At 64.7% G+C, this 25,123-nt stretch carries 22 protein-coding genes; 11 read left to right on the forward strand and 11 right to left on the reverse strand.

Going from position 1 to position 25,123, the window contains the following annotated elements; genetic code table 11:
• Positions 1 to 11: 11 nt before the first annotated feature.
• The 5 genes from mltG to fabG all read right to left on the reverse strand — a co-directional run bounded on the left by mltG (position 12) and on the right by fabG (position 4,956).
• A complete protein-coding gene (gene mltG / locus RSW2DRAFT_RS14875) occupies positions 12 to 1,187 on the reverse strand; it encodes an endolytic transglycosylase MltG (protein WP_008032393.1) in 1,176 nt (391 codons plus the stop codon).
• On the reverse strand, positions 1,187 to 2,449 hold the full coding sequence (gene fabF, locus RSW2DRAFT_RS14880; RefSeq protein WP_040672369.1) for a beta-ketoacyl-ACP synthase II: 1,263 nt from the start codon (positions 2,447 to 2,449) through the stop codon (positions 1,187 to 1,189). The genes mltG and fabF overlap by 1 nt, the downstream gene beginning before the upstream one ends.
• 275 nt (positions 2,450 to 2,724) lie before the next feature.
• Positions 2,725 to 3,663, reverse strand: coding sequence for an agmatinase (locus RSW2DRAFT_RS14885; RefSeq protein WP_008032395.1), 939 nt, complete (start codon positions 3,661 to 3,663; stop codon positions 2,725 to 2,727).
• 146 nt (positions 3,664 to 3,809) lie between these two features.
• Positions 3,810 to 4,043, reverse strand: coding sequence for an acyl carrier protein (locus tag RSW2DRAFT_RS14890; RefSeq protein ID WP_008032396.1), 234 nt, complete (start codon positions 4,041 to 4,043; stop codon positions 3,810 to 3,812).
• Positions 4,044 to 4,218: 175 nt separating this feature from the next.
• The gene (fabG, locus tag RSW2DRAFT_RS14895) at positions 4,219 to 4,956 is read right to left on the reverse strand and encodes a 3-oxoacyl-[acyl-carrier-protein] reductase (protein ID WP_008032398.1); all 738 of its coding nucleotides are present in this window, start codon (positions 4,954 to 4,956) and stop codon (positions 4,219 to 4,221) included.
• A gap of 535 nt (positions 4,957 to 5,491) precedes the next feature.
• Between fabG and RSW2DRAFT_RS14900 the strand changes: the two genes are divergently transcribed.
• Complete coding sequence (locus tag RSW2DRAFT_RS14900) at positions 5,492 to 6,373, forward strand: lysophospholipid acyltransferase family protein (RefSeq protein WP_008032400.1); 882 nt, start codon at positions 5,492 to 5,494, stop codon at positions 6,371 to 6,373.
• 64 nt (positions 6,374 to 6,437) lie between these two features.
• Here RSW2DRAFT_RS14900 and RSW2DRAFT_RS14905 read toward each other — a convergent pair whose 3' ends face one another.
• The gene (locus tag RSW2DRAFT_RS14905; protein WP_008032401.1) at positions 6,438 to 7,148 is read right to left on the reverse strand and encodes a DUF1223 domain-containing protein; all 711 of its coding nucleotides are present in this window, start codon (positions 7,146 to 7,148) and stop codon (positions 6,438 to 6,440) included.
• A gap of 243 nt (positions 7,149 to 7,391) precedes the next feature.
• Between RSW2DRAFT_RS14905 and acnA the strand changes: the two genes are divergently transcribed.
• Positions 7,392 to 10,076: an aconitate hydratase AcnA gene (gene acnA / locus RSW2DRAFT_RS14910; RefSeq protein WP_008032402.1), complete on the forward strand. Its 2,685-nt coding sequence runs from the start codon at positions 7,392 to 7,394 to the stop codon at positions 10,074 to 10,076.
• A gap of 15 nt (positions 10,077 to 10,091) precedes the next feature.
• Here the strand turns inward: acnA and RSW2DRAFT_RS18060 are convergent, their stop codons facing one another.
• Positions 10,092 to 10,457, reverse strand: coding sequence for a hypothetical protein (locus RSW2DRAFT_RS18060; protein WP_156790751.1), 366 nt, complete (start codon positions 10,455 to 10,457; stop codon positions 10,092 to 10,094).
• An 85-nt stretch (positions 10,458 to 10,542) separates the two neighbouring features.
• Here RSW2DRAFT_RS18060 and RSW2DRAFT_RS14915 point away from each other — a divergent pair, with 85 nt between their 5' ends.
• The 6 genes from RSW2DRAFT_RS14915 (at position 10,543) to RSW2DRAFT_RS17270 (ending at position 19,428) form a co-directional block, all read left to right on the forward strand.
• Complete coding sequence (locus RSW2DRAFT_RS14915; protein WP_008032403.1) at positions 10,543 to 12,168, forward strand: glucan biosynthesis protein; 1,626 nt, start codon at positions 10,543 to 10,545, stop codon at positions 12,166 to 12,168.
• The gene (locus RSW2DRAFT_RS18065) at positions 12,165 to 12,338 is read left to right on the forward strand and encodes a hypothetical protein (protein ID WP_156790752.1); all 174 of its coding nucleotides are present in this window, start codon (positions 12,165 to 12,167) and stop codon (positions 12,336 to 12,338) included. The genes RSW2DRAFT_RS14915 and RSW2DRAFT_RS18065 overlap by 4 nt, the downstream gene beginning before the upstream one ends.
• 41 nt (positions 12,339 to 12,379) lie before the next feature.
• Complete coding sequence (mdoH, locus tag RSW2DRAFT_RS14920) at positions 12,380 to 14,143, forward strand: glucans biosynthesis glucosyltransferase MdoH (RefSeq protein ID WP_008032406.1); 1,764 nt, start codon at positions 12,380 to 12,382, stop codon at positions 14,141 to 14,143.
• The gene (locus RSW2DRAFT_RS14925) at positions 14,136 to 15,269 is read left to right on the forward strand and encodes an OpgC family protein (protein ID WP_008032409.1); all 1,134 of its coding nucleotides are present in this window, start codon (positions 14,136 to 14,138) and stop codon (positions 15,267 to 15,269) included. Before mdoH ends, RSW2DRAFT_RS14925 begins: the two co-directional genes overlap by 8 nt.
• Before the next feature lie 517 nt (positions 15,270 to 15,786).
• Positions 15,787 to 16,713, forward strand: a complete 927-nt coding sequence (locus RSW2DRAFT_RS18070) for a hypothetical protein (protein ID WP_156790753.1) — start codon at positions 15,787 to 15,789, stop codon at positions 16,711 to 16,713.
• Positions 16,714 to 16,902: 189 nt separating this feature from the next.
• Positions 16,903 to 19,428, forward strand: a complete 2,526-nt coding sequence (locus RSW2DRAFT_RS17270) for a M10 family metallopeptidase C-terminal domain-containing protein (RefSeq protein WP_008032413.1) — start codon at positions 16,903 to 16,905, stop codon at positions 19,426 to 19,428.
• Positions 19,429 to 19,538: 110 nt separating this feature from the next.
• Here RSW2DRAFT_RS17270 and RSW2DRAFT_RS14940 read toward each other — a convergent pair whose 3' ends face one another.
• The 3 genes from RSW2DRAFT_RS14940 to ftsY form a co-directional block, all read right to left on the reverse strand.
• Positions 19,539 to 20,147 carry an inner membrane-spanning protein YciB gene (locus tag RSW2DRAFT_RS14940; protein WP_008032415.1) on the reverse strand — a complete coding sequence of 203 codons (609 nt, stop codon included), beginning with the start codon at positions 20,145 to 20,147 and terminating at the stop codon, positions 19,539 to 19,541.
• A gap of 3 nt (positions 20,148 to 20,150) precedes the next feature.
• Positions 20,151 to 21,050, reverse strand: coding sequence for an EamA family transporter (locus RSW2DRAFT_RS14945; protein ID WP_008032419.1), 900 nt, complete (start codon positions 21,048 to 21,050; stop codon positions 20,151 to 20,153).
• A 91-nt stretch (positions 21,051 to 21,141) separates the two neighbouring features.
• Entirely contained in the window at positions 21,142 to 22,161 is a 1,020-nt protein-coding gene (gene ftsY / locus RSW2DRAFT_RS14950; RefSeq protein WP_008032421.1) for a signal recognition particle-docking protein FtsY, read from the reverse strand.
• A gap of 235 nt (positions 22,162 to 22,396) precedes the next feature.
• On the opposite strand from ftsY, the gene RSW2DRAFT_RS14955 reads away from it, so the two are divergent.
• The 3 genes from RSW2DRAFT_RS14955 to RSW2DRAFT_RS14965 all read left to right on the forward strand — a co-directional run bounded on the left by RSW2DRAFT_RS14955 (position 22,397) and on the right by RSW2DRAFT_RS14965 (position 24,531).
• Complete coding sequence (locus tag RSW2DRAFT_RS14955; protein ID WP_008032423.1) at positions 22,397 to 23,605, forward strand: alkane 1-monooxygenase; 1,209 nt, start codon at positions 22,397 to 22,399, stop codon at positions 23,603 to 23,605.
• 76 nt (positions 23,606 to 23,681) lie between these two features.
• Positions 23,682 to 24,077, forward strand: a complete 396-nt coding sequence (locus RSW2DRAFT_RS14960; RefSeq protein ID WP_008032425.1) for a hypothetical protein — start codon at positions 23,682 to 23,684, stop codon at positions 24,075 to 24,077.
• A gap of 61 nt (positions 24,078 to 24,138) precedes the next feature.
• Positions 24,139 to 24,531 (forward strand): hypothetical protein, encoded by a 393-nt coding sequence (locus RSW2DRAFT_RS14965; protein WP_008032427.1) that lies wholly within the window; start codon positions 24,139 to 24,141, stop codon positions 24,529 to 24,531.
• A 3-nt stretch (positions 24,532 to 24,534) separates the two neighbouring features.
• Here RSW2DRAFT_RS14965 and RSW2DRAFT_RS14970 read toward each other — a convergent pair.
• Positions 24,535 to 25,123 (reverse strand): exodeoxyribonuclease VII large subunit (locus tag RSW2DRAFT_RS14970; protein WP_008032430.1); only part of this gene is annotated, 589 nt, incomplete at its 5' end.

The raw sequence follows: 25,123 nt of genomic DNA on the forward strand, positions 1-25,123 counted from the left end.
TTAACCACGGTTCAGTTGCCCTGCACGCCGCCTTCGTCCGCCGCCCCCTGCGCCGCCTCCAGCGCCCGCCATTTGGCGACATTCTCGTTATGCGCCTCCAGCGTCTCGGCAAAGGCATGCCCACCCGAGCCATCGGCCACGAAATACAGATACTTGGTCACATCCGGGTTCAACGCCGCCTCGATGCTCAGCCGCCCCGGATTGGCAATCGGCGTCGGCGGCAGCCCGTCGATGACATAGGTGTTGTAGGGCGTCTCGCGCCGCAACTCGCTTTGCCGCAAGCCGCGCCCCAGCGCGCCCTTGCCCTTGGTGATGCCGTAGATCACCGCAGGGTCGGTCTGCAACTTCATCCCCTGCCGCAACCGGTTGATGAACACGCTGGCCACCTGCTTGCGCTCGCTGGCAATCCCGGTTTCCTTCTCGACAATCGAGGCCATGACCAGCGCCTGCTCGGGCGTGTCATAGGGCAAGCCATCCGCCCGCGCCGCCCACAGATCGGCCAGCACCTGCAACTGCCGCGCCTGCATAGCCGCGATCAACGCACCCCGGTCCGACCCGCGCGCCACTTCATAACCCTCGGGCGCCAGACTTCCTTCCGGCGGAACCTCGGCCACGGTGCCTTCCAGGAAATTCGCCTGCTTCAGGCTTTCCACCACCTGCCAGCTTGTCACCCCCTCGGCCAGCGTCACCTGCCAACGCAGATCGGCATCCGCCGCGGCTTCGGTAAATTCCGCCGGCGCCGCCGCTGTGGGATCAAACTTCACCACATCGACATAGGCATCGGTCGCCGGGTCCAGCTCGCGCAGCACCACCTCGGATTTCAGCACGCCGATACGGAAATTCACCTCGCGCCCGCAGGTCGATTGCCCGCCCGCCGTCAGCGCCTCCAGCACCTGCGCCATCGAGGCGCCCGGCGGCACCAAGTAACTGCCGAACTTCAACTGCGCCGCCCGCCCCGAGTAATCCGCACCAATGCGGAAGATCCGCGCGTCACTGACCGCGCCCTGCTCCTCCAGCGTGCGCGAAACCGAACTCAGGCTGGCCCCCTTGTCCACCTTGACGCAGATCGACTGCGCCAGCGGCCCCGGCCCGCTGAACTGCTGCCGCCCCCAGGCCAGCATCGCCGCCGCCACCACCAGAATGACGATGAACAGCGTCAAGGCGTTCGAGGCGACCGATCTCCACATCAGCCCGCCGCCTTGCCCAGCACCAGGCTGGCATTGGTGCCGCCAAAGCCGAACGAGTTGGAAAGTGCGACGTCGATCCGCCGCCGCCGCGCCACGTTCGGTGCCAGATCAAGCGCCGTCACCACCGCCGGATTGTCCAGATTGATGGTCGGCGGCGCCACCTGATCGCGGATCGCCAGGATCGAGAAGATCGCCTCGATCGCCCCCGCCGCCCCCAGCAGATGCCCGGTGGCGGATTTGGTCGAACTCATCGTCGCCGTCGCCGCGGCATTTCCCAGCAACCGCTCGACCGCCGCCAGTTCGATGGTGTCGGCCATGGTCGAGGTGCCATGGGCGTTGATGTAATCCACCGCCGAAGGTTCCAGACCCGCCCGCTTCAACGCTGCCGCCATGCTGCGATAGGCGCCGTCGCCGGTCTCGGACGGCGCAGTGATGTGATAGGCGTCGCCCGACATGCCATAGCCCAGCACCTCGGCGTAAATCTTCGCCCCGCGTGCCTTGGCGTGCTCGTATTCTTCCAGCACCACCACGCCCGCGCCCTCGCCCATCACGAAGCCGTCGCGGTCGGCGTCATAGGGGCGGCTGGCGCGGGTCGGATCATCGGCCCATTTGGTGCTCAGCGCCTTGCAGGCGTTGAAGCCCGCGATGCCTATTTCCGAGATCGGGCTTTCCGCCCCGCCCGCCAGCATCACATCGGCATCGCCCCACTGGATCAGCCGTGCCGCATCGCCAATGGCATGCGCGCCGGTCGAACAGGCGGTGACAACGGCATGGTTCGGCCCCTTGAAGCCATAACGGATCGACACATGCCCCGAGATCAGGTTGATCAGCGCGCTGGGAATGAAGAACGGCGACACCCGCCGCGGCCCCTTGTCCCTGATCAGCAACGCGGTTTCCGAAATCGCCGACAAGCCGCCGATACCCGATCCGATCATCACCCCGGTGCGGCAGCGATCCTCCTCGCCCTGCGGCTCCCATCCTGCATCCCGCACCGCCTGCACCGCCGCCGCGACACCATACAGAATGAAGTCATCGACCTTGCGCCGGTCCTTCGGCTCCATCCAGTCATCGGGGTTGAAGGTGCCGTCCGAGCCATCGCCCAGCGGAATTTCGCAGGCGTATTTCGTCACCACCTCGGAGGCGTCGAACCGGGTGATCAGCCCCGCCCCCGATTGCCCGGCCAGAAGCCTGCTCCAGGTCTGTTCGACCCCGCAAGCCAAAGGTGTGACCATGCCCAATCCGGTGACAACAACCCGACGCATCCGCAATCCCCTTTTTCGGCCCAGTTCCGGACCTTGCCTCCACCCGCTTGTTACACGGCCCCTTCCGGCTGCGCAACAATCCCCGCCCGCTGCCGCAAGCATCCGCTGCCCGGGGCCGCCGGTCTCGGGGGCATCGAGCCCCCTCGCCCGGCCTTGGCACCCGGCACCCACCGCTTGCCAGCTTCATCTGTTCTCAAATATCCCCGCCGGAGGCACCGGCAACCACCGCCAGAGCCTCCGGCGGGGACATTTATCCAAAGGAGAATGGGAAAGGCTCAGGGTTGGCGGGCGATCAGACCGATTACCGCAGCCAAGAGTTGTGCCGCCACCATGGCGCCCTGGCCGTCGATATCGCGTTCGGGCATGAACTCCACCAGACCGAACCCGGCGATGCGGGATTTTTCCGCCACCGCCCCGATCAGTTCCAGCACCTGCCAGTAGCCCATGCCGCCCGCGCTGCGCCCGATCACCGCAGGCATCACCGAAGGGTCGAGCGCATCGCAATCGAAGCAGATGATCACCTCGGCGCCATCGGGGATCAGGTCCACCGCCCGCCAGATGCCGGTGCGCGCCACCTCGCCGCCCGGCACGAACTCGACGCCCCATTCCACCGCATCGCGCAGATCCTCGATCCGGGCCGAGCCGGTGCCGCGCTGGCCGATCTGCACCATGCGTTCGACATGCGCCATCTCGCTGGCCCGCCGCATGGTCGAGCTCAGCCCCAGCCGCTCGCCGCCCACCTCGTCGCGCCAGTCGATATGGGCGTCGATCTGCAACACCGTGTAGGATTTGCCGCGGCTGCCGTAGGCTTCCAGCATCGGGATCGGCAGGGAATCATCGCCGCCGATCAGCACCGGCACGCCACCGCGATCCAGAATTTGCGACACCGCCCCGAAAATCCGCGCCCGGTTGCCCGCAGGGTCGGCTTCGTCCTGCGGCAGGTCGCCCGCATCCACCGCGCCAAAGCCCAGGGGCAGCATCGGCCCGCCCAGATCGAAATTCACATGGCCGATGCTGCCGGCAAAGGCCGCCCCCGCTGCGCGGATCACCTGCGGCCCACCGGCGCAGTAGAACCCGACCGCCGGATAGGGCGTGCAACCATCGGCGCCGATCAGCGCCACCTTGGCCTCCAGCCGCGACAGATCGCGGCAGCGCGGCAGGCCCATGAAGGTTTCCACCCGGCCCGCGCCGAACATCTCGCCCAGACTTGCCATGCTGCCCCCTTGCGTCGTTCAGGGCCAACATGGCGCAAATCCCGCCCGCTTTGGGCAGAATTTTCCGCCCCCGACAGGTTTCCGCCGACGCCCAAATGCAAAAGGGCGCCCCGAAGGACGCCCCGTGCAAAACCCTGCCTGAAAGATCAGGCGGCCGAGGTGATGAACTTCACCGCATCGCCGAAGGTCTGGATGGTTTCGGCAGCGTCATCCGGGATCTCGATGCCGAATTCCTCTTCGAACGCCATCACCAGCTCGACCGTATCAAGGCTGTCCGCCCCCAGATCGTCGATGAACGAGGCAGTCTCGGTCACCTTGTCTTCTTCGACGCCAAGATGCTCGACGACGATCTTCTTCACGCGAACGGCGATGTCGCTCATGGTAGTTCCTCATACGTTGCGGGAAAATCCCGGTCTTTGTCCCTTGCCCCTGAAGGCGGCTTGTCCCGGCATTTTTGTCGGGCACCGGAAGCTTGCAACCCCCGGCGTATTCAATGGCGGCTATAGCAAGCGCCCGTTCCCTTGGCAAACGCTTTCCCGTGCGGCAAAGCGGCGGTCACAGCATGTCGCCGCCACCGTTCACGTCCAGCGTGGCACCGGTCACATAGGCGGCCTCAAGACTGGCCAGATACAGCACGGCGGCGGCCACTTCGCGCGGCATCCCCATCCGGCCGGTGGGCACGTCATCGAGGATGCTCTTGCGCTGCTCGTCGTTCAGCTTTTCGGTCATCGGCGTCTCGACCAGACCCGGTGCCACGCAGTTGACGGTGATTCCCCGGCTGGCCACTTCCTGCGCCAGACTGCGCGACATGCCCGCAACACCCGCCTTGGCTGCGGCATAATTGGCCTGCCCGGGATTGCCCGCCTGCGCCACCACCGAGGTGATGTTGATGATCCGGCCCCAGCGCGCCTTCATCATGCCGCGCAACACCGCCCGCATCAGCCGGAAGGTCGAGGTCAGGTTGACCTCGATCACCGAAGCCCAGTCGGCATCGCTCATCCGCATCATCAGCCCGTCACGGGTGATGCCGGCGTTGTTCACCAGAATGTCGATCGACCCCATCGCGGCAATCGCCGCCTTGGGCAGCGCCTCTACCGCCACGGCATCCGACAGATCGCAGGGCAGCACATGCACCCGATCCCCCAGTTCGGCAGCCAGAGCCTGCAGCGGTTCCAGCCGCGTCCCCGACAGCGCCACCACGGCCCCGGCCTCGTGCAGCACCCGTGCGATCTCGCTGCCGATCCCGCCCGAAGCTCCGGTGACCAGCGCGCATTTTCCTGTCAGATCGAACATGTCCTGCCTCCGCAACCGAATTTCCCGGTTGCTTAACAGCCAAACCGTCACCGCGCCACCCGCCAGACTGCGTGGAAAACGCGCAGTTCCACAGAAATCCGCCGGTTCTATCGCCACCCGCGAAAACCCGCGCGCCGTGCGACGCCAGAGGTTGCAATTTCGGCGGAAAATCGCGTGCGCGGCGATGGCCGCAGAACGGGCGCAAGTTTCCCCCGATGGCTGCAGAATCGCCCCAGGCTACCGCCCCCACCCCCGAGGTCGGGTGGCCTTGCCCCGCCCCGACCGCACCAACAGGCGCGGACGATCCGCACCACTGAAAGCCGCACGATGCCCGGCTTTTCCAAAGCCGCCTTTCCGAAACTGGCTTTCCGAGAACTGCCCGCCGGGGCGGGTCGGCCAGCTTTTCAGGCATCGTGCTGTTCGGTCCTTGTCCCGACCTCTGGCGCCTTGTCGGCGCGCTTGTGATCGTCGCGGCCGGGCTTTATGTCTGGGCCAGCGAAACCTCGGCGGCGCGCGCTGCCGCTTGAAGGCCCCGATGCAACATTCCTCTCCCTTCCGGCTGGACCTCTGGTTGCAGGACCGCGCCTTGCGGGGCCTGATCCGGCTGTTGCTGTGGCTGCCCTACCGGGTCCGGGTGCCGCTGTGCGGCTGGATGATGGCGCAGCTGATCGCCCCGCTGGCAGGCTATCGGCGGCGGGTGCGGAAAAATCTGGCGCGGGTCATGCCTGACCTGCCGCCGGACGAGGTGCGCAGGCTGTGCCGCGCCGTGCCCGACAATGTCGGCCGCACCATCATCGAGCTGTATTCCGGGGCCGAATTCGTCGCCGTGGCCCGCAAGACGCCGCCGCGTGGCCCGGGTCTGGCGGCATTGGACGCGGCACACCGCGCCAACCGCCCGGTCATTCTGGTCACCGGGCATTTCGGCAATTACGACGCCAGCCGGGCGGCGCTGCTCGGGCGCGGCTTTCGGGTGGGTGGCCTGTATCGGCCGATGAAGAACCACTGGTTCAACGATCATTACGTGGCGGCGATTTCCCGGATCGGCACACCGCTGTTTGCGCGCGGCAAGCGTGGACTGGCCGGAATGGTGCGGTTCTTGCGGGGCGGCGGCATGTTGGGCATGGTGATCGACCAGCACATGCGCCGCGGCACCCGGCTGCGGTTTTTCGGCCATGACGCGCTCACAGCGCTTTCCGCCGCCGAACTGGCGCTGAAATACGATGCCCTGCTGGTGCCAACCTATGCGATCCGCCAGCCGGACGGGCTGTCCTTCGACATCGTGGTCGAGGCGCCGATCCCGCAGGACACCCCCGAGGCGATGACCCAGGCGCTGAATGACTCGCTGGAGGTGCTGGTGCGCGACCACATGGACCAGTGGTTCTGGATTCACCGCCGCTGGAAGGCACCGCCGCTGTGACTTTGTGCCTTCGGCGAGGATATTTGCACAAAGGTGAAAGGGCTTGGCGGTTAAGGTCTGCCGTTCAGTCCAGCCGTGCCGCGGCAAGGATGTCTGCGGGGCCGTCCTGTTGCAGGATCACCACCACCGGGTCATCGCCCGCGGCTTCGGTCTGCAGCGACAGCGGCTCAGTGCCCGACCATTCGCCCACCACCTGCCAGGAGGTGACGATATTGCTGTAGGTCAGGGTCTGGCCCTCGTTCTCGCCATGGCCGATGGTCACCGACTGTTCCGGGCGATAGCGCACCAGTTGCACCCGCACTTCATCGTGCAAGGGCGGGTTGGCGGTGGCTGTGATCAGCACCTGCGTGCCATTGCGGCTGAGGCTCATCCGCACCTGATGCGCCTTTGCCAGATGGCTGCGGATCAGGTCTTCGACCAGTTCGGGCTGGTGGCCCTCGACCCGGTCCTGCCCTTCGACGATCATCTGCGGCGTATAGATGGTGCGGCTGCCCGCAGCATGGGCATAGGCCTTCTGCCGTTCGGTAAAGCGCGGGTCGGCAAAACTGTCGGCCCAGCCGATGTAATCCCAATAGTCCACATGCAGCGCCAGCGCGATCACCGCCGGGTCGCGCGCCAGATGCTGCAGAAAGGCGTCGGCGGGCGGGCAGGACGAACAGCCCTGCGAGGTGAACAGTTCGACCACCACCACGGGTTCCGAGGCTACGGTCTGCGCATGGCCTGCTCCGGCACAGGCGAACCACAGGCCACACATGGCGCTGACAAACTGACGCATCCTGATTTCCCGATCCCCATCTGGTTCTTTGCTTGTAGTCAAAGCCCCCCGCCTCTGCCAATCAAGGTTTTGCGAGGCGGCGTGCTTTTGCGGCATTTCCGGCCCGCACCACAAGATGCCGCAGGGCGGAATCAGGGGCTGGATTTTCGGCATACTATTGCATACAATGCCTGCGATTCCCTTGCGTCCCGTGCCATCCTGCGGCATGACGCTGCCATTCACCCTGCCGCCCAGGAGGCCCGCATGACCGTCACCGTCGGACACGATAAAGCCAAGACCCGCCAGACCCTGACCGCGGGCGGCAAATCGGTTGCCTTCTATTCGATCCCCGCCGCACAGGCCGCGGGGCTTGGCGACTTCTCGCGCCTGCCCGCCAGCCTGAAGGTGGTGCTGGAGAACATGCTGCGGTTCGAGGATGGCAAGACCGTGACGCTGGACGACATCCGCGCCTTTGCCGAATGGGGTGCCAAGGGCGGCCAGAACCCGCGCGAGATCGCCTATCGCCCGGCCCGCGTGCTGATGCAGGATTTCACCGGGGTTCCGGCGGTGGTTGACCTTGCGGCGATGCGCGACGGCATCCTGGGGCTTGGCGGCAACGCGCAGAAGATCAACCCGCTGGCCCCGGTCGATCTGGTGATCGACCATTCGGTGATGATCGACGAATTTGGCAACCCGCGCGCCTTCCAGATGAACGTCGATCGCGAATATGAACGCAACATCGAGCGTTACCAGTTCCTGAAATGGGGCCAGGGCGCCTTCAACAACTTCCGCGTGGTGCCGCCCGGCACCGGCATCTGCCATCAGGTGAACCTGGAATATCTGGCGCAGACCGTCTGGACCGACAAAGACCAGAACGGTGCCGAAGTGGCCTATCCCGATACGCTGGTCGGCACCGACAGCCACACCACCATGGTCAACGGTCTGGCCGTGCTGGGCTGGGGCGTCGGCGGCATCGAGGCCGAGGCCGCGATGCTGGGCCAGCCGGTTTCCATGCTGATCCCCGAGGTCGTCGGCTTCAAGCTGACCGGCAGCATGGTCGAAGGCACCACCGCCACCGATCTGGTGCTGAAGGTCGTGCAGATGCTGCGCAAGCATGGCGTGGTGAACAAGTTCGTCGAGTTCTGGGGCGACGGGCTGGACCGCCTGCCGCTGGCCGACCGCGCCACCATCGCCAACATGGCCCCGGAATATGGCGCCACCTGCGGCTTCTTCCCGGTCGATGACGAAACCCTGCGCTACCTGCGCAATACCGGCCGCGACGAGGCCCGCGTGGCGCTGGTCGAGGCCTATGCCAAGGCCAACGGCATGTGGCGCGGTGCCGATTACGCGCCGATCTACACCAGCACCCTGCATCTGGACATGGGCGAAATCGTGCCCGCCATCTCGGGGCCGAAACGGCCGCAGGATTACCTGGCCCTGACCGCAGCGAAGGCGTCCTTTGCCAAGGAAATGGAGGCCTCGTTCAAGCGCCCGCAAGGCGTGCAAGTGGCGGTGAAGGGGCAGGATTACACCATGTCCTCGGGCAAGGTGGTGATCGCCTCGATCACCTCCTGCACCAACACCTCCAACCCCTCGGTGATGATCGCCGCCGGGTTGGTGGCGCGCAAGGCCCGGGCGCTGGGGCTGACCCGCAAGCCTTGGGTGAAAACTTCGCTGGCCCCCGGTAGCCAAGTGGTTTCGGAATATCTGGAGGCCGCTGGCCTGCAGGTCGATCTGGATGCCGTGGGCTTCAACCTGGTGGGTTACGGCTGCACCACCTGCATCGGCAACTCCGGCCCCTTGGAACCGGCGATTTCGGCGGCGATTGCCGAAGGCGATCTGGTCGCCACCGCCGTGCTGTCGGGCAACCGCAACTTCGAGGGCCGCATTTCCCCCGACGTGCGCGCCAACTATCTGGCCTCGCCGCCGCTGGTGGTGGCCTATGCGCTGGCCGGTGACATGAACATCGACCTGACCACCGAACCCCTTGGCATGGGCACCAACGGCCCGGTCTATCTGCGCGACGTCTGGCCGAGCAATGCCGAGATTGCAGCACTGGTCGAGGCCACCGTCACCCGCGCCGCCTTCCAGAAGAAATACGCCGACGTGTTCAAGGGCGATGCCAAGTGGCAAGCGGTGCAGACCACCGACAGCGAGACCTATGACTGGCCCGCCAGTTCCACCTATATCCAGAACCCGCCTTACTTCCGCGGCATGTCGAAAACCCCCGGCGTAATCTCCAACATCACCGGCGCGCGGGTGCTGGCGGTGCTGGGCGACATGATCACCACCGACCACATCTCGCCCGCCGGGTCGTTCAAAGCTTCAACTCCGGCTGGCAAGTATCTGACGGAACGGCAAGTTCCGGTGTCCGAGTTCAACTCCTACGGCTCGCGGCGCGGCAACCACGAGGTGATGATGCGCGGCACTTTCGCCAACATCCGCATCAAGAACGAGATGCTGGACGGGGTGGAAGGCGGCTATACCATTGGGCCGGACGGGGTGCAGACCTCGATCTTCGACGCCTCGATGGCCTATCAGGCGGCGGGCACGCCGCTGGTGATCTTTGGCGGCATCGAATACGGCGCGGGGTCTTCGCGCGACTGGGCGGCCAAGGGCACGGCATTGCTGGGCGTCAAGGCGGTGATCGCCGAAAGCTTCGAGCGTATCCACCGCTCGAACCTGGTGGGCATGGGGGTGATTCCCTTCGAGTTCACCGGCGGCGAGACCCGCAAATCGCTGGGGCTGAAGGGCAATGAAGTGATTTCGATCAGTGGCTTGGACGGCGATCTTAAACCGCTTTCCATGGTGCCCTGCACCATCGCCTACGCCGATGGCCGCAGCAAGACCATCCAGATCAAGTGCCGGATCGACACCGAAATCGAGATCGAATACGTCGAACACGGCGGCGTGCTGCACTATGTGCTGCGCGATCTGGCCAAGGCCTGAGCTTAGGCGCACCACCTAAGGGCGGCAATTTCCCCTCGCCGGGAAAATTGCCGCCCCGCCAAAGCCGCGGCACCCGCTCCAGATGGCAAGACCCGGCTGAACTGCGCCCCAAATCTTCGCGCCATCGGCGGTATTCTGCAGTGCGGCGCGGAATTCCGCCCATTGTGTGCCGATTTGGGGCCGGCCATCAGGAAACTGTGAACTGCGACGTCTTGACCTTTTCGGGCGAATAATGGAATTCGATTTGAAAACCGCAGCTTGGAGTGGTGAATTTTTATGCGAACCTTGTTTCGCGGCCAATGCGACGTCGAAAGACTTGAACGGATTGCGGCAGGCGGTGTAACGCTGCGGGCAGCTATGCTGCGGCTGCATATCAGCCATGTTTCTTTCTCGTGGCCTCGCGGGCCGCGAACCACGGTAAACCCTGCCGCTCGTGCTGCGTAACAAAATGGAGTCGAAGGTCATCATGGCGTCTGTTCGGGCCGGTTCGGTCCATACCTCCCGCCGGTTTGTGCTTGGTGGATTTGCGGCGCTGACGGCATCGACTGCCCTGACCGGTCGGCTGTGGGCGCAAGAGGCCGCGACGCCGCCCGTGACGCCCGAAGCTGCCGCAGCACCGGCGGTGGACCCCGGCACGCCCTTCACCTTCGATCTGCTGACCGAAGAGATGAAGGCCCTCGCCTTGCAGCCCGACACGCCCGCCGCCAAGGCCGGCAGCTTTCTGGAGCAGTTGACCTACGACGACTACAAGAAGATCAAGTTCCGAGACGAGGCCGCGCGCTGGATTGCCGACGACTCGGCGTTCCGCATCTATCCGTTCCACATGGGCTGGCTGTTCGAAGTGCCGGTGCACATCTACGAGGTCGAGGCCAATGCCGCCCGACCGATGGAATTCTCGACCGACGATTTCGAATATATCGGCGATCTGGCCGCCCGGGTGCCACAGCACGGCAAATTGCCCGGCGTGGCGGGGTTCCGGCTGAACGCACCGCTGAACCGCGCCGATCTGTTTGATGAAGTGGTGGCCTTTCTGGGAGCTTCGTATTTCCGCGCTCTGGGTCGGGGCAACACCTTCGGTCTGTCGGCCCGCGGCCTTGCGATCAACACCGCCCTGCCACGGGGCGAGGAATTCCCGCGCTTCTCGCGGTTCTATCTGGAAAGGCCGGTGCCGTTTGCCCGCGAAGTCACGGTCTATGCCGCGCTGGAAAGTGCCTCCTGCACCGGCGCCTATCGCTTCGTGGTGCGGCCCGGTGCCGAGACCACCATCGAAGTCACCGCCCGGCTGTTCTTCCGCAACGCGGTCGATGAAATCGGCGTGGCGCCGCTGACCTCGATGTTCCTGTTTTCCGAAAAGAACCGCGCCTCGTTCGACGATTACCGCCCCAATGTGCACGACAGCGAGGGCCTGCGGATCGAGCGGCGCGATGGCGACGTGATCTGGCGGCCCTTGAACAACCCGATCCGGCTGACCGGCTCGTATTTCGTCGAGGAAAACCCGCGCTCCTTCGGGCTGATGCAGCGCGACCGCGATTTCGAGGCCTATCAGGACGCCTCGGCGCATTACGAAAAGCGGCCCTCGCTGGTGATCGAACCGCTGGCCGACTGGGGCAAGGGGTCGGTGCGGCTGGTGGAAATTCCCACCGATCTGGAAGGCAACGACAATATCGTGGCGTTCTGGGTGCCTGGCACCAAGGTGCAGCCGGGCGAGATGCGCGAATTTGCCTACCGGATGCGCTGGGGCATGATGGAACCGGAATGGAACGACGATCTGGCCTTTGTCCACGAGACGCGGGCCGGGATCGGCGGCGTGTCGGGGGTGGAAAACACCGACGGCAGCCGCAAGTTCGTGGTGGATTTCGGCGGCGGCCTGCTGGCCACCCTGCCCGATGATGCCGAGGTCGAGGCCGTGGTCAACATCTCGGGCGGCGAGGTGCTGGCGCAGACTCTGTCGAAAATCCCCGGCCAGCCGATCTGGCGGCTGGTGATCGACCTGAAGGGCGTCAAGGAATCGGTCGTCGAAATGGGCGCCCATATCAGCGGCTATGGCCGCAAACTGACCGAGAAATGGCTTTATCAATGGATCGTGGCATGAGGAACGCGGATATGCGCGACGACAGCAGCTTTTGCGACGATGATCTGGTGATCGCGCCGCCGCTGGCACCGCTGGCGATGCCCAAGCAGGTGCTGGAATACGGTCATGGCGGCCTGCTGGTCGGGCTGGTGGCGCGGCTTGTGCAGCGGTCTGCGCGCTCCGAAGGCTGAGATAGATGAACATGGCGCCAGCCAACAGTGCTGGGGGCGGGATGGAAACATCCCTCTCCCGCTTTCTGGCATTGGCGGCCAGCATCATCGCGGCGATCACCGCCGGGCTGGTGTTCTACAGCTATGGCACCGCCGACGGGCCGGACCGGATGGATGTGGTCCGCGCGGCGCTGATCACCATCACCACCTGGTGGCTGGCCTGGGGCGCGGCGCAGGGCTTGCTGGGCCTGACCTCGCGTGCCAAGCCGCCGGTGCAGCGGCTGGCGGGGCCGATCCTTGGCCGCACCGTCATCATCGTGCCGGTCTATAACGAAGACCCGCAGATCACCTTCGCCCGCATCGCCGCGATGAACGCCTCGCTGGTCGCCACCGGCGAGACTGCGGTTTTCCATTTCGCCGTGCTGTCGGACACCCGCTCCGACCTGATCGCCCGGGCCGAGCGCCAATGGTTCGCCCGTCTGGTGCGCGAGACCGGCGCCGAGGGGCGGCTGTTCTACCGTCGCCGGGCGCTGAACACCGGCAAGAAGGCCGGCAATGTCGAGGATTTCATTACCAATTCCGGCGCAGCCTATGACTACGCGCTGATCCTGGATGCTGACAGCCTGATGGAAGGCGCCACCATCGTCGAGATGGTGCGGCGGATGGAGGCGGCACCCGATCTGGGCCTGCTGCAAAGCCTGCCCAAGATCGTGCGCGCCACCTCGCGCTTTGGCCGGGCGATGCAATTTTCCGCGGCGTTCTATTCGCCGGTGTTCGCGCGGGGCCTTGCGATCATGCAGGGCAAGACCGGGCCGTTCTGGGGCCATAACGCGCTGGTGCGGGTGCGGGCTTTTGCCGAAAGCTGCGGTCTGCCGGTTCTGGCAGGCTCGCCGCCGTTCGGGGGGCATATCCTGAGCCATGACTATGTCGAGGCCGCCCTGCTGGCCCGTGCCGGCTGGGTTGTGCGGCTGGATGACGATCTGGAAGGCTCGTATGAGGAAGGCCCGGAAAACATCGTCGATCACGCCAAGCGCGACCGCCGCTGGTGCCAGGGCAACCTGCAACACAGCCGTCTGGTGCTGGCCCCCGGTCTGCGCCCCTGGAGCCGGTTCGTCTTTGTGCAGGGCATCTTTGCCTATATTGCGCCGGTGTTCTGGATGGCCTTCATCATCGCCTCGATCATGGCGCCGCATTTCGCGCCGGGGCCGGATTACTTCCCCGATCCCGACTGGCCGTTCCCGGTGTTTCCGCCCGATGCCTCGTTCAAGGCGATCGGCATCGCGGTGGGGGTGTTCGGGCTGCTGATCCTGCCCAAGCTGTTGATCGTGGTCGATGCCGCGGCCTCGGGGCGCGCCGCCGGGTTCGGGCGCAGCCTGCGGGCAGGGCTTTCGACGCTGGCGGAACTGTTGCTGTCGTCGCTGACAGCACCAGTGTTCCTGATGTATCAAAGCCGCTCGGTGGCGCAGGTGGTGCTGCGGCGCGATGGCGGCTGGCCCACCAACAACCGCGGCGACGGCACGTTGACGCTGGGCGATGCCTGGGCGGCAAGCTGGTGGATCAGCCTGACCGGGGTGCTGGCGCTGGCGGTGACCTGGTATTCGGCGCCGGGGCTTTTGTTCTGGATGCTGCCGGTGGCGCTGCCGATGATCGCGGCGCCCTGGATCATCGCCTGGTCGTCGCGTGCGCAAAAGTCGGGGGGGCTGTTCGAAACCCCCTCAGATGCTAACATGCCGCCGGTGCTGCACCTGCATGACACCTGGCTTGCCCGCTGGTCCGCGCCTGCGGCCGAGGTCCCCGCGACGGAGAACACCCGCCTGAATGCTTGATACCTATCCCGCCGCCAAAGGGCCGTCCGCGCGCGACCTGCGGCTTGACGTGTTCCGCGGCCTGTGCCTCGTGATGATCTTCATGAACCATATTCCGGGCACGGTTTATGAGAACCTGACCTCGCGCAATTTCGGGTTTTCCGATGCCGCCGAGGGCTTTGTGCTGATGTCGGGTGTGGCAGCGGGGCTGGCCTATTCGGCGGCGTTCCGCGCCGGGTTCACCTGGCAGGCGGTGGGGCGGGTGTGGCGGCGGGCCTGGACGCTTTACATGGTGCATGCGGTGACGATGGCGGCGGGGCTGGGCATCCTGTCCTATGGCGCGCTGAACCTTGGCACCGAGCTGGGGCTGAACGGCACCAACTTCGGCACGCTGCTGAAATACCCGCTGGCCACCCATGTCGGCATCCCGCTGCTGAGCTATCAGATCGGCTATGTGAACATCCTGCCGCTGTATATGGTGATGCTGCTGGCCGCCCCGGTGATGCTGTGGCTGGCGCTGCGGCGGCCCTTGCTGCTGTGGGCGCTGTCGGGGGCCGTCTGGGTCGTGGCGGGGGTATGGTATTGGGATCTGCCGAACTATCCCAACGCCGGCGGCTGGTTCTTCAACCCGATCTCGTGGCAGGTGATCTTCTGCACCGGCCTGCTGATCGGCGTTCTGCTGAAAAGCGGCAAACGGCTGGTGCCGGTGCTGCCGTGGTTGCAGGTGCTGACGGGGCTGTTCTTGCTGCTGGCGGCGGTGGCCACGCAAATCCCGGCTGTGGCCGGCAAGGTCGGCTATGCGCTGTGGCAGGTGCAGGATCTTGGCGTGCCGACGCTGTTCACCAAATTCGACAAGACCTATGTCAGCGGCCCGCGGCTGCTGCATATTCTGGCGCTGGCCTATTTCCTGTCGTCCTTCGGCTTTGTCAAAACCCTGTCGGCATCGCCGGTGATGCAACCGCTGGCGCTGCTGGGCCGCAATGCGCTGCCGGTGTTTGCGTTGGGCTCGATGCTGGCGCTGGCGGGGCAAGTCACCAAGGCCGCCCTGCCCGGCAGCCTTGCTCTGGACAGCGCGCTGATCCTTGGTGGCCTGGCGCTGCAACTGGCCTTTGCCTGGGGGCTGGAAAAGGGCAAATTGCGGCACTGAGTCGCGCTGCAGCCGGATCAGCGGCGCGGGAAAACCACGCGGATCATTTGTTTTCCCGATCGGACCATTCCGCGGCCAGACCGGGTGACGGGTGCCGGACAACCGGCAACTCCCGTTCGTTTCGCCCCCGCCTCGCAGAAAAGCGTCTGCCCGCGCATGCCAGGCCGTCCCGCCGATGAACCAACACGCTCTGCCCTTGCGAAAGCATCGGAGGCGCGCAAGTGCGCGTGGCTGGGCACTTGCATCCGCCCAGCTATTGTTCCCAACGGGAAACTGCCCGAGCGAATACATGTATTTTAAAATGCGGATTTTATGAGATCCATCTGCCAGCCTCAACAAACCTGTGCAGCGCCTTGGGCAAAGACCGCCGCGGCATATTGCGGGCGGGAATCCGCCTTGACTTTTATTGCCTTGTCCGTGATAGCTTCAAGTGGTTCTATCGACTGACTCTGATGACGTCGTGGCATATGCGCAGTCTGTGCCATGGATTTTTGCCTCCCGGTGTTCGAGTTCGATAATGATCTGGCGGATCAAGAATTGCGGTTTTGGTTCTCACAGTTGTGATCAGAAAAGCGATTTATCTCATAATGCACGGCCCAGTTGTGTAAGCAGAATTGATTTCATTCTCAGGATGCTTCCGACTCTTGATTTTGTTCGAAAACTGTTATGTCTTCTTTTATTAGTTGCGCCAGGCGTTTCGTCAGCAGCCACTGACCTTAAAATCGGCACCCGGCAGGATGCGATTTTTGCTTTCGCAGCGTCCGACAAGCCGCAACAAATCCACTGCGAAAAGTTCACTCAGGGTTGGGCATTTACCGGCCTGGGCAGAATCGACGGCCCGATGATGATGTGCCCCAGGAACAAGGAAGATTCCCGGGGCGTTGATCCAGCATCCTGTTTCCTGCCTGCAGCAGAAAGCCGCTTTCGGTCGAATTTCCTGAAACTGCTACCATTCGCTGAGACCGCCGCTTTCGTTCAGTCGGCCAGAAGAGCTTTCAACAGCATCATGTTACTTGCAGCGGAACGTCATCCCGCGGCGTTTTTCTCGGCGGGTGGGGCCACGGATGCCCAAGAGGAAAAACCGATCATGGCTGGTTTGGAACAGGATCTCTGGCTGGTTTGCCGGATTTCGGAAGGCGACGGGCGCGAATCGATCATGCGCGGGTTTTGCAACCGTTTGGCAGCCGATCTGGCTGCGGCATCGGGACAAAGTGTACGAACCGAGGGGGCCATTCCCATCGGCGCCGATGTGGTCGCGGTGACGGTCACTCCGGCCAGTTCTGTCCGGGCTGCTGCGATCTTGCAGGTCGGCAAACAAGTGTCGGATGGCATGAAGTTTTCAAACCAACAGGACCTGTGGATCACGGTGATGGACGGAAATTTGCAACCTGACAGCGCCACGGCACTGATTTATCCGCTGATGAAAATGCTTGAAACGCCATGAAACCCACCCCCCTCCAGGACGCGCCAATCAGGCTGATATCCCCGAGTTGCAGGGGCGATGCGGCTGGCAATTCGCCCGTTAATCCTTTCAGCACAGTATTTCATGGCGGGTGCTGCCGTGCGCAAGGAAGTCCGATCCCGAAATCTCTTTTCGCCAATTAACCATCAAGCCAATCAAGAGGATTTTTCAATGCCCGCTCTGGATGACCTTTCGCAGAATACAGCAGTGCTCGCCCTGCCCTTGCCGATAGGCGATGTGGGCGAGACGTTGGGCACGGCATCGTCCATCTCGCTTGGACGCAGTGTCTATGGAACAATTGGTGCCTCTGGCGATCTTGATTGGTATGCCATCACCCTCGTGGCAGGACAGACCTATGATTTTCGTCTTGGCGGGGTCGGGCGCACACCTTTGCCGGACACCTATATATCGTTGCTCGATTCGACCGGGGCCGTGCTCGGCGTGAACGACGATGCCGGTGGTGAGGTCGGCTACAATTCGATGCTGGTTTTCACGGCAACGACCACTGGAACCTACTACATCTCGGCGCGGGGTTTTGGCACCAACACCGGTGACTTCCTGCTGACGGCGGTCAATCACAACAGCGCCGGCCTGGTCCTGACCGCCGACGAGGTGGCCTGGCAACTGACCAACAACTTCGAACGCTACTTCTCGGGCGCGGGGTCCGCGAATATTCCGGCAACCGCCTATGACCTGTCCGGCGGGCGGCAGATCAGCTACAATGTAACCGGATTGACAGCGCCCGGCGCCGCTCTGGCCCAGCAGGCGTTGCAGATGTGGAGCGATGTGACCGGCATCACCTTTCAGCAAACCAGTGGCGCCGCACAGATCACCTTCCAGAACGACTCCGTCGATGTCGAAGCGTTCAACTCCAACGTGACATCGCCCGATGGCACAATCATTTCCTCCACGCTGCAGGTTTCAACAGGCTGGCTGACGACGTTCGGGACGACGATGGACAGTTATTCCTTTGAAACCTATGTTCACGAACTGGGCCATTCGCTTGGCCTGGGTCACGGCGGGAATTACAACGGTTCGGCCACCTATGGCGTGGACAATTACTACCTGAACGACTCGCCGCATCTGTCGATCATGTCCTACATGCAGGCAGTAAATGACGAGTTCGACGACGCCAACACCTTCGTAAACGCCCAGTTCCGCTATGTGCTGACCCCGATGATCGCCGACATTCTGGCGATGCGAAACCTGTATGGCCTATCCACGACAACCCGCACCGGCAACACGACCTACGGTTACAATTCCAACACCGGCAACGCCGCGCTGGATGCGGCGGTCACATTGAATGATCCCGCCAACAACAACTATGTCGCTTTCACGGTGTTCGACAATGGCGGCACCGATACGATCAACCTGTCGGGCTATTCCGGGAGCCAGAGGATTGATCTGAACCAGGGGGCATCCTCCGACGTGCTTGGTGGCAGGCTGAACATGGGCATCGCCTATGGCACCGTGGTGGAAAATGCCATTGGCGGCAGCGCCGCGGACAGCATGACCGGAAACAGTGCCGCCAATTCGTTGTCAGGCCTCGGCGGCAACGACACCCTGAACGGCAATACCGGCGTCGATACGCTGATCGGCGGTCTGGGCGATGACGTCTATGTCACCGACGGTGGCGACATCATCGTCGAAGCGGCGGCAGCGGGCACCGACCGGGTGATGAGTTCGGCCAGCGCCTCGCTAAGCGCCAATATCGAAAACCTGACCCTGACCGGGGCGGCGGCGATCAACGCCTACGGCAATGCCCTCAACAACGTCATCACCGGCAACAGCGCCAACAACGTGCTAAGCGGCGGCGGCGGCAACGACACGCTGAACGGCACCACCGGCACCGATACCATGATCGGCGGCCTGGGCGATGACGTCTATACCACCGATGGCGGCGACACCCTTACCGAGGCGGCGGCGGCGGGCACCGACCGGGTGATGAGTTCGGCCAGCTACGGGCTTTCCGTCAACCTTGAAAACCTGACCCTGACCGGCACGGCGGCAATCAACGGCTACGGCAATATTCTCAACAACATCATCACCGGCAACAGCGGCAACAACGTGCTGGGCGGTGGCAACGGCAACGACACGCTGAATGGCACCACCGGCGCCGATACAATGATCGGCGGTCTGGGCGATGACGTCTATACCACCGATGGCGGCGATGCCATCACCGAGGCGGCGGCGGCCGGCACTGACCGGGTGCTGAGTTCGGCCAGCACCTCGCTGAGCGCCAACGTCGAGAACCTGACCCTGACCGGGGCTGCGGCGATCAACGGCTATGGCAACACGCTTGCCAACCAGATCAGCGGCAACTCCGGCAACAATGTCCTGAACGGCGGGGCCGGCAATGATACCCTGTCGGGTGGGGCGGGGGCGGATGTCTTCATCTTCAACACCGCGCCAAGTGCTGCCAACATCGACCGGATCACCGATTTCGCCGCGGTCAATGACACCATCTATCTGGGGTCTGCAGTGTTCGCGGGCCTTGCCGCAGGCGGGCTGGCGGCGACGGCTTTTGCCTCCAACCTGACCGGGCTTGCCACCGATGCGCTGGACCGCATCATCTACGAATCCGACACCGGGCGGCTGATGTTCGACGCCGACGGAACTGGCGCGGGTGCGGGCGTGCAGTTCGGCCTGCTTGCCACCAGTCTGACGCTGACCAATGGCGACTTCTTCGTGGTGTAGGCCGCAGGCAAGGGGGGCCAAGGCGGGCGGGCACAGAGGATGTGTCCGCCACGCATCTGCAAAGGGCTTGGTGACGGTTCTGCCACCGCCCGGCAGGGCGGCGCGGCGTCTCAGGCCGCTTCGTCGTCTTTCTCGATGCCGTATTTCTGCATCAACCGCCCCTGCGTCATGAAGAACAGGAACAGGGCCGCGGTCAGCCCGAAGGTCTTGAAATTCACCCAGGCCTCGGTCGAGAAATTGCGCCAGATCACCTCGTTGGCCACGGCAAGGCCGAAGAAGAACGCGGTGATGCGGCGGGTCAGGATCATCCAGCCCTCGGCCTGCATCGGCAGCGCCTCGTCCATCACCAGCCGCAGATAGCTTTTGCCGCGCAACAGGCCAAAGCCGAGGATGCCGCCGAACAGCAGGTAGATCAGCGTCGGCTTGGCCTTGAAGAACCGCTCGTCCTTCAGCCAGACCGACAGCCCGCCGAACACCACCACCAGCACCACCGTGGCCACCTGCATTTTCGACAGCTTGCCGGTCAACGCCCAGACGATGCCGGTGGTCAGCAGCAGAAGCGGGATGAACAGCGCGGTCATCACCAGGAACCCGCTGTAATCATTGCCGAAGATGGTGAAGGTCTGATCCTTCATCCGGCCGAAACCGATAAAGAACACCAGCACCGGCCCCAGCTCGAGCGCCAGTTTCAGCCAGGGGTTGATCTGCTTTTCCGCCATCGCCTATCCCATCACTTCCACGATCACCGCACCGGCGGCAATCAGCGCCATCAGCCCCAACTGGCCGCGGCTGACTTTTTCCCCCAGCACCAGCCAGCCGATCAGGGCGGCAAACACCGTCGAGGTCTCGCGCAGCACCGCCGCCTGCCCCACCATGTCGATCCGCGTCGCCAGCATGATGGCGCCAAAGCTGAACCATGCCACCACCGCGCCCAGCAGACCGCGCCGCAGCAGCGGCAGCAGCTCCGAGGATGGCAGATACCGCCAGCGCGCCCGCGTGACAACCGGCATGAACAGCCCGTCGATCATGAAGAACCAGGCCAGGAAGGTGAAGGGGTCCGGCGTGGCGCGGATGCCATAGGCGTCGTAGGTGGTGTAAAGTGCCACGAAAGCGCCGGTGGCGACGGCGAAGCCCAAGGCGGGCACCAGCGTGTCGCGGTCCACCTTGACGTGGGCCAGGTTGTAAAGCGCCAGCCCGAAGATGCCGCCCAGCAGCACCGCCACCCCCGCCCATTGGCCAAGGGTGAAGCTTTCGCCAAAGATCACCCCGGCGCCGATCACCGCGAACAGCGGCCCGGTGCCGCGCACCACCGGATAGACCACGGTATAGGCGCCGCGGGCATAGGTCATCGCCTGCAACAGTTTGTAGGCCGAATGGATGACGAAGGCGCCGGCAAAGATCGGCCACATCCGCGGCTCGGGCCAGGCCACCAGAAACAGCGCGAAGGGAATGGCCATCACGCCGTAGCTGGCGTCAATCGCCGCCCGGCTGAGCCAGGGATCGTGCCGCCCCTTCTGCAGGGCGCCGAACACCGCATGCAGCAGCGCCGCCGCCAGCGCCAGCAGCAGCGCCACCTGATGGCCCTGCGCCGTGCCTTCCAGACTGCGCAGCCAGTCGCTCATGCCGAAGGGCGGGATGGCGGACAGGCCGGGGGCGCTGCCCCCGGACCCCCGGGATATTTATGCAAAGGTGAACGGGCAGGGGGAGTGAGGCTCACGCTTCCAGACCGACCAGGGCGCGGGCGAAGTCTTCGGGGTCGAAGGGGGCCAGATCGTCGATCTGTTCGCCCACCCCGATGGCATGGATCGGCAGGCCGAACTTGTCGGCCAGCGCCACCAGGATGCCGCCCTTGGCGGTGCCGTCCAGCTTGGTCATAACCAGACCCGAGACATCGGCCAGTTTGCGGAAGATCTCGACCTGATTGATGGCGTTCTGGCCGGTGGTGGCGTCCAGCACCAGGATGGTGTTGTGCGGCGCGTCGGGGTCTTTCTTGCGGATGACGCGGACGATCTTCGACAGCTCTTCCATCAGGTCGGCGCGGTTCTGCAACCGGCCAGCGGTGTCGATCATCAGCAGGTCGGCGCCGTCGGCCTGCGCCTTGGTCATGGCATCAAAGGCCAGGCTGGCGGGGTCGGAGCCTTCCGGCGCCGTCAGCACCGGCACGCCCGCCCTTTGGCCCCAGACCTGAAGCTGTTCCACCGCGGCGGCGCGGAAGGTGTCGCCCGCGGCGATCACCACCGATTTGCCCGCCGCCTTGAACTGCGACGCCAGCTTGCCGATGGTCGTGGTCTTGCCCGAGCCGTTGACGCCGACCACCAGCACCACCTGCGGCCTGCTGGGGTAAAGCGGCAAGGGTCGCGCCACCGGCGTCATGATCCGGGCGATCTCGGTCGCGAGGGCTTCTTTCAGCTCGGCGGTGGAGACGCGCTTGCCCATCCGGCCCTCGGCGATGTTGGCGGTGACGCGCAGCGCGCAATCCACCCCCATGTCGGCCTCGATCAGCACTTCCTCCAGCCGCTCCAGCATGGCGTCATCCAGCACCCGGCGGCTGGTTTCGACGCTCTGGCCCAGCAGGCGACCCAGGATGCCGGGCTTGGCCGCGGCGGTTTCGGCGGCGGCAGGGGTGGGGGCGGCGACCGCGGGCGCATCCGCCTCGACCAGCGCATCCAGTTCCTCGCTGATCCGGTCGGACGAGCGGAACATCTTGTCACGCAGCTTCTTGAAGAACGACATCGCGGGCCTCGCTGGCTTTTCCCCTTTCACCTAGTCAATTTGGCGCCGCGAGGGAAGGGCCAAGCCCGGTGCAGATCGCCGCTGCCCGCGCGGGCCAGAACTGGCCGAAGACCGCATGAGCCAGAACCGGCCAACGGCCGCATGGGCAAGAATCGGCCCATCCGCGCGGATGCTGCAATTTCGCCGCAGGCCGAAGGGCTGGCGGAGTTGCGTTGTTGTGCTAGGCTGCGCCATCATGACACAAAAATTCACCCGCTCGCTTCCGCTGCCCGCGTCGGTCCTGTTCCCTCTGGCGACGCTGGCTCCCCTTGTCCTGCTGCTGCTTGGCGTCTCGGTGGGCGGCCTCTGGCCGTTGATCGCCGTGGCCTATCTGGCCGGTCTGACCTTTGCGCTGGACCGCTATATGCCGCTGGTGGCCCCCGATGCGTCGATCCTGCCCGAGGCTGTGCCCCAGCCCACGGCAGCGGCGGTCTCCGATCAGGGCGAGGGGCCTGATCTGGTGATCATCTCGGGCGCGCCGAAAATCGCGCCCGACAAGATCGGCCCGGATTGGCTGATGGCTTTGCCGGCTTCGGAAAAGCTGCTGATGGCGATCGGGGCCACCCAGTTGCTGATGATGCCGGTCATGCTGTACGCGATTGCCGGCACCAGCGAGGTGGGGTTCCTGAACCGGATCATCCTGTTCCTCGGGTTCGGCATGTATCTGGGTCAGGTCTGCATCCCGGCGGCACACGAGTTGATCCACCGCGGTGACAAGCCGATGTTCCAGATGGGCCTGGCGATGTTCACCACGCTGCTGTTCGGCCATCACACCTCGGCGCACCGGATGGTGCATCACCGCCATGTCGGCAGTGTCGATGACCCCAACACCGCGCGCGACGGCGAAACCTTCTACGTCTTCTTCCCGCGCGCCTGGGTCGGCAGCTTCAAGGCCGGTCTGGAGGCCGAGAACAAGCTGCGCGCCGCCAACACCGGCATCAAGGGCATCCATCCCTATGCGGTCTATCTGGGCGGGGCGGCGTTCATGCTGCTGCTGGCGGCGGCGATCGGTGGCTACACCGGCATCGTCGTCATGCTGGCGCTGGCGCTTTATGCGCAGGCGCAACTGCTGCTGACCGACTATGTGCAGCACTATGGCCTGATGCGCGCCAAGGCCGCCGATGGCTCGCTGGAGCCGGTGGCCTTCAAGCACAGCTGGAACGCGCCGCACTGGTATTCCTCGGCGGTGATGCTGAATGCGCCGCGCCATTCCGACCACCATGCCCACCCGTCGCGTCCCTATCCGCAACTGCAACTGCCCGACGAGTCGCAGGACACCTGGCTGCCCTATTCGCTTCCCGTCAGCTGCGCCTTCGCGCTGTCGCCCAGGCACTGGAAGGCGCTGATGGCGGCCCCCTTGGCCAAGCTGCGCAATCCGGCGGCGGAACCGGCGACCCCGGCGTAACCCGATCACGCATCCGAGACTGGTCAAGCCTGCCCGCCCGTGGCAGGCTTGCTCCATTCTGGACCGGAGATTGCCGATGCGTCTTGCCCTTGCTGCCCTGCTGCTGACCGCCCTGCCTGCACTCGCCGTCGAAACCCCGCTGAGCGCGCAGCAATTCGAGGCCTATGCCACCGGCAAGACCCTGACCTATTCGCTGTCGGGCGAGGTATTTGGCACCGAGCAGTATCTGCCCAACCGCCGGGTGCGCTGGGCCTATACCGGCGACATCTGCCAGGAGGGGCACTGGTACGAGGACGCGGACCTGATCTGTTTTGTCTATGACGGCGAACCCGAACCGCAGTGCTGGCAGTTCTGGCAAACCGAAACCGGGCTGCACGCGCGCTTCAACAACGACCCCGAAGGCACCGAACTGTCCGAGGTCGAGCAGACCGAAAAGCCACTGTATTGCGCCGGGCCGGATGTCGGTGTGTAAGCCGCTGGTCAGACCGCTGCGGCTCTGGCAAGGTGATCGCATCCCGGTTTCGGAGGCCACGATGACCCCTGCCAGCCTGTGCCTTGCCCTTGCCCTGCTTGCGCCCTTGCCCGCGCTGGCGCAAACCCCGCTGACCGCCGCCGAATTCGAGGCTTTTGTCAGCGGCAAGACCTTGACTTACGCCACGCAAGGCGAGGTTTACGGCGCCGAGACCTATCTGCCGGGCCGCAAGGTGGTCTGGCACGGCCCTGACGAAGGCTGCGTCAAAGGCAGTTGGACCGAGACGGACGGCCAGTTGTGCTTTGTCTATGACGACGACCCGGCGCCGATCTGCTGGACGCTGGTGCCGGTGGGGGCCGGGCTGGAGGGGCAGATCACCGGCGATCCGCCCGATACCGAAGCCACCGTGCTGACCCCCACCGACCAGCCGGTGCCCTGCGACCTGACGAAATAGCCGCTAGAAAAGACTGCCCTGATCCGGCCCCGGCTCGCCTGCCTTGCGCGGTTTCGCGGCGCGCAGCCCCAGCGCCATGCGGCCATCGTGGAACTCCAGCTCCAGCGCCGCCGCCCGTTCTGCCAAGGCCTTCGAGGTGACCACCGCGCCATCGCCGCGCACCACCACATAGCCGCGCCGCAGGGTCTCGGCATAGCCCAGCGTCGCCCGAGTGCGCTCCAGCGCCTCCAGCCGGTCCGACAGCCGCGCCAACCGCTGCTTCTGCGCCGCCTGCAACCGCGCGTCCAAAGCGGCCAGATCGGCCCGCCCGCGCTGCACCTGCCGCCCGGCATCGGCCAGCAGCCGCGCCAGCGCCGGGGCCAGTCGCGCCGAAAGTGCCAAGGCCCGGTCCCCCGCCCGCTCCAGCCGCCGCGCCTGCCCGGCCTCCAGCCCGCGGCCCAGATCGGCCAGCCGCTCGCCGCGCCGCGCCAGCATGTCGGCCAGCACCCGCACCCGCAGATGCGCCGCCAGCGGCTGCAGCCGCGCTCGCTGCCGCGCCACCGCCGCCGCCAGCGCCGGCGACAGCCGCCCCGCCCACAGATCGAACCGCTGC

This window comes from Rhodobacter ferrooxidans, assembly GCF_000176015.1.
Lineage (GTDB): Bacteria > Pseudomonadota > Alphaproteobacteria > Rhodobacterales > Rhodobacteraceae > Pseudorhodobacter_B > Pseudorhodobacter_B ferrooxidans.

Bases quoted from the DNA above. Each gene is read 5' to 3' on its own strand.
- mltG (WP_008032393.1), bottom strand. From the start codon at position 1,187: ATGTGGAGATCGGTCGCCTCGAACGCCTTGACGCTGTTCATCGTCATT.
- fabF (WP_040672369.1), bottom strand. From the start codon at position 2,449: ATGCGTCGGGTTGTTGTCACCGGATTGGGCATGGTCACACCTTTGGCT.
- RSW2DRAFT_RS14885 (WP_008032395.1), bottom strand. From the start codon at position 3,663: ATGGCAAGTCTGGGCGAGATGTTCGGCGCGGGCCGGGTGGAAACCTTC.
- RSW2DRAFT_RS14890 (WP_008032396.1), bottom strand. From the start codon at position 4,043: ATGAGCGACATCGCCGTTCGCGTGAAGAAGATCGTCGTCGAGCATCTT.
- fabG (WP_008032398.1), bottom strand. From the start codon at position 4,956: ATGTTCGATCTGACAGGAAAATGCGCGCTGGTCACCGGAGCTTCGGGC.
- RSW2DRAFT_RS14900 (WP_008032400.1), top strand. From the start codon at position 5,492: ATGCAACATTCCTCTCCCTTCCGGCTGGACCTCTGGTTGCAGGACCGC.
- RSW2DRAFT_RS14905 (WP_008032401.1), bottom strand. From the start codon at position 7,148: ATGCGTCAGTTTGTCAGCGCCATGTGTGGCCTGTGGTTCGCCTGTGCC.
- acnA (WP_008032402.1), top strand. From the start codon at position 7,392: ATGACCGTCACCGTCGGACACGATAAAGCCAAGACCCGCCAGACCCTG.
- RSW2DRAFT_RS18060 (WP_156790751.1), bottom strand. From the start codon at position 10,457: ATGGCTGATATGCAGCCGCAGCATAGCTGCCCGCAGCGTTACACCGCC.
- RSW2DRAFT_RS14915 (WP_008032403.1), top strand. From the start codon at position 10,543: ATGGCGTCTGTTCGGGCCGGTTCGGTCCATACCTCCCGCCGGTTTGTG.
- RSW2DRAFT_RS18065 (WP_156790752.1), top strand. From the start codon at position 12,165: ATGAGGAACGCGGATATGCGCGACGACAGCAGCTTTTGCGACGATGAT.
- mdoH (WP_008032406.1), top strand. From the start codon at position 12,380: ATGGAAACATCCCTCTCCCGCTTTCTGGCATTGGCGGCCAGCATCATC.
- RSW2DRAFT_RS14925 (WP_008032409.1), top strand. From the start codon at position 14,136: ATGCTTGATACCTATCCCGCCGCCAAAGGGCCGTCCGCGCGCGACCTG.
- RSW2DRAFT_RS18070 (WP_156790753.1), top strand. From the start codon at position 15,787: ATGATCTGGCGGATCAAGAATTGCGGTTTTGGTTCTCACAGTTGTGAT.
- RSW2DRAFT_RS17270 (WP_008032413.1), top strand. From the start codon at position 16,903: ATGCCCGCTCTGGATGACCTTTCGCAGAATACAGCAGTGCTCGCCCTG.
- RSW2DRAFT_RS14940 (WP_008032415.1), bottom strand. From the start codon at position 20,147: ATGGCGGAAAAGCAGATCAACCCCTGGCTGAAACTGGCGCTCGAGCTG.
- RSW2DRAFT_RS14945 (WP_008032419.1), bottom strand. From the start codon at position 21,050: ATGAGCGACTGGCTGCGCAGTCTGGAAGGCACGGCGCAGGGCCATCAG.
- ftsY (WP_008032421.1), bottom strand. From the start codon at position 22,161: ATGTCGTTCTTCAAGAAGCTGCGTGACAAGATGTTCCGCTCGTCCGAC.
- RSW2DRAFT_RS14955 (WP_008032423.1), top strand. From the start codon at position 22,397: ATGACACAAAAATTCACCCGCTCGCTTCCGCTGCCCGCGTCGGTCCTG.
- RSW2DRAFT_RS14960 (WP_008032425.1), top strand. From the start codon at position 23,682: ATGCGTCTTGCCCTTGCTGCCCTGCTGCTGACCGCCCTGCCTGCACTC.
- RSW2DRAFT_RS14965 (WP_008032427.1), top strand. From the start codon at position 24,139: ATGACCCCTGCCAGCCTGTGCCTTGCCCTTGCCCTGCTTGCGCCCTTG.